The organism is Aeromonas tecta (assembly GCF_000820185.1).
GTDB classification, from domain to species: Bacteria; Pseudomonadota; Gammaproteobacteria; order Enterobacterales; family Aeromonadaceae; genus Aeromonas; species Aeromonas tecta.
Genome location: NZ_CDCA01000001.1, coordinates 1 through 3,295 on the forward strand (window position 1 = coordinate 1; position 3,295 = coordinate 3,295).

At 52.2% G+C, this 3,295-nt stretch carries 2 rRNA genes; both read right to left on the reverse strand.

The features are described 5' to 3' along the window. Window positions 1–7: 7 nt before the first annotated feature. Window positions 8–122, reverse strand: a 5S ribosomal RNA gene (gene rrf / locus BN1137_RS00005). 125 nt (window positions 123–247) lie between these two features. Then, a 23S ribosomal RNA gene (locus BN1137_RS00010) occupies window positions 248–3,137 on the reverse strand. Window positions 3,138–3,295 lie beyond the last annotated feature (158 nt).

Consider the following 3,295-nt stretch of genomic DNA (forward strand, 5'->3'; position numbering starts at 1 on the left):
ATTGGGTGCCTGGCAGTGTCCTACTCTCGCATGGCGAATGCCACACTACCATCGGCGCTACCGCGTTTCACTTCTGAGTTCGGCATGGGATCAGGTGGTTCCACGGCGCTATGGCCGCCAGGCAAAAACTTCAATCTCGGAAAGCTGACGTGAATAACGACTTTGCCTTATTGGCTGTCGCTATCACTGAATTAGGTAAGTAGTTCGTTCATTCGCTACAAGGCCCAGAACACTTCTTGGGTGTTGTATGGTTAAGCCTCACGGGTAATTAGTATGGGTTAGCTCAACACGTCGCCGCGCTTACACACCCCACCTATCAACGTTGTGGTCTCCAACGGCCCTTTAGGACCCTCAAGGGGTCAGGGATGACTCATCTCAGGGCTCGCTTCCCGCTTAGATGCTTTCAGCGGTTATCGATTCCGAACTTAGCTACCGGGCAGTGCCACTGGCGTGACAACCCGAACACCAGAGGTTCGTTCACTCCGGTCCTCTCGTACTAGGAGCAACTCCCTTCAATCATCCAACGCCCACGGCAGATAGGGACCGAACTGTCTCACGACGTTCTGAACCCAGCTCGCGTACCACTTTAAATGGCGAACAGCCATACCCTTGGGACCGACTTCAGCCCCAGGATGTGATGAGCCGACATCGAGGTGCCAAACACCGCCGTCGATATGAACTCTTGGGCGGTATCAGCCTGTTATCCCCGGAGTACCTTTTATCCGTTGAGCGATGGCCCTTCCATTCAGAACCACCGGATCACTATGACCTACTTTCGTACCTGCTCGACCTGTCCGTCTCGCAGTTAAGCTGGCTTATGCCATTGCACTAACCTCCTGATGTCCGACCAGGATTAGCCAACCTTCGTGCTCCTCCGTTACTCTTTGGGAGGAGACCGCCCCAGTCAAACTACCCACCAGGCACTGTCCGCGAGCCCGATTCAGGGCCCTGCGTTAGAACATCAAACATACAAGGGTGGTATTTCAAGGACGGCTCCAGCGCAACTAGCGTCACGCCTTCAAAGCCTCCCACCTATCCTACACATGTAGGTTCAATGTTCAGTGCCAAGCTGTAGTAAAGGTTCACGGGGTCTTTCCGTCTAGCCGCGGGTACACCGCATCTTCACGGCGAATTCGATTTCACTGAGTCTCGGGTGGAGACAGCATGGCCATGGTTACACCATTCGTGCAGGTCGGAACTTACCCGACAAGGAATTTCGCTACCTTAGGACCGTTATAGTTACGGCCGCCGTTTACCGGGGCTTCGATCAAGAGCTTCGCTTGCGCTAACCCCATCAATTAACCTTCCGGCACCGGGCAGGTGTCACACCCTATACGTCCACTTTCGTGTTTGCAGAGTGCTGTGTTTTTGATAAACAGTCCCAGCCATCTGGTCACTGCGACTCCCAACTGCTCCATCCGCAAGGGACTTCACTGTCAAGAGCGAACCTTCTCCCGAAGTTACGGTTCTATTTTGCCTAGTTCCTTCACCCGAGTTCTCTCAAGCGCCTTGGTATTCTCTACCCGACCACCTGTGTCGGTTTGGGGTACGATGACTTGTAATCTGAAGCTTAGAGGCTTTTCCTGGAAGCAGGGCATCAATGACTTCACCACCGTAGTGGCTTCGTCTCGTGTCTCAGCGTTGCATCTCCGGATTTGCCTAGAGATACCGCCTACGCACTTTCACCAGGACAACCGTCGCCTGGCTCACCTAGCCTTCTCCGTCCCCCCATCGCAATTACAAGTCGTGCAGGAATATTAACCTGCTTCCCATCGATTACGCCTTTCGGCCTCACCTTAGGGGTCGACTCACCCTGCCCCGATTAACGTTGGACAGGAACCCTTGGTCTTCCGGCGAGGAGGCTTTTCACCCCCTTTATCGTTACTTACGTCAGCATTCGCACTTCTGATATCTCCAGCATACCTCTCGATACACCTTCGCAGACTTACAGAACGCTCCCCTACCACTCACACATAAGTGTGAATCCGCGGCTTCGGTGCCTGGTTTGAGCCCCGTTACATCTTCCGCGCAGGCCGACTCGACTAGTGAGCTATTACGCTTTCTTTAAATGATGGCTGCTTCTAAGCCAACATCCTAGCTGTCTGAGCCTTCCCACATCGTTTCCCACTTAACCAGAACTTTGGGACCTTAGCCGGCGGTCTGGGTTGTTTCCCTCTTCACGACGGACGTTAGCACCCGCCGTGTGTCTCCCGGATATTACTTACTGGTATTCGGAGTTTGCATGGAGTTGGTAAGTCGGGATGACCCCCTAGTCCAAACAGTGCTCTACCCCCAGTAGTATTCGTCCGAGGCGCTACCTAAATAGCTTTCGGGGAGAACCAGCTATCTCCGAGTTTGATTGGCCTTTCACCCCCAGCCACAGGTCATCCCCTAACTTTGCAACGTTAGTGGGTTCGGTCCTCCAGTTGATGTTACTCAACCTTCAACCTGCCCATGGCTAGATCACCCGGTTTCGGGTCTACACCTTGCAACTAGACGCCCAGTTAAGACTCGGTTTCCCTACGGCTCCCCTATACGGTTAACCTCGCTACAAAATGTAAGTCGCTGACCCATTATACAAAAGGTACGCAGTCACCCCGAAGGGCTCCCACTGCTTGTACGTACACGGTTTCAGGTTCTATTTCACTCCCCTCACAGGGGTTCTTTTCGCCTTTCCCTCACGGTACTGGTTCACTATCGGTCAGTCAGGAGTATTTAGCCTTGGAGGATGGTCCCCCCATATTCAGACAGGATGTCACGTGTCCCGCCCTACTCGATTTCACAACAAGGTCGTTTTCATGTACGGGGCTATCACCCTGTATCGCTGGCCTTTCCAGGACCATTCCACTAACTTCCAAGTTGCTTAAGGGCTAATCCCCGTTCGCTCGCCGCTACTAAGGGAATCTCGGTTGATTTCTTTTCCTCGGGGTACTTAGATGTTTCAGTTCTCCCGGTTCGCCTCGCTGCACTATGTATTCATGCAACGATACCTAGCTTATGCTAAGTGGGTTTCCCCATTCGGAAATCTGTGAGTAATAGCGTCTCTTACCGACTTCTCACAGCTTATCGCAGGTTAGTACGTCCTTCATCGCCTCTGACTGCCAAGGCATCCACCATGTACGCTTAGTCACTTAACCATACAACCCCAAGAAGTGTCGTCGAAACGACGCGACTCGTTGCTGTACAACAAGGACCAAAAATAAATTTTGGTTTTCGCCAAGAAGTTTCCAAAGCACTTGTAACAAATGTTTGAGAACTACTTTTTAAATCAGCTTTCCAGATTGTTAAAGAGCAA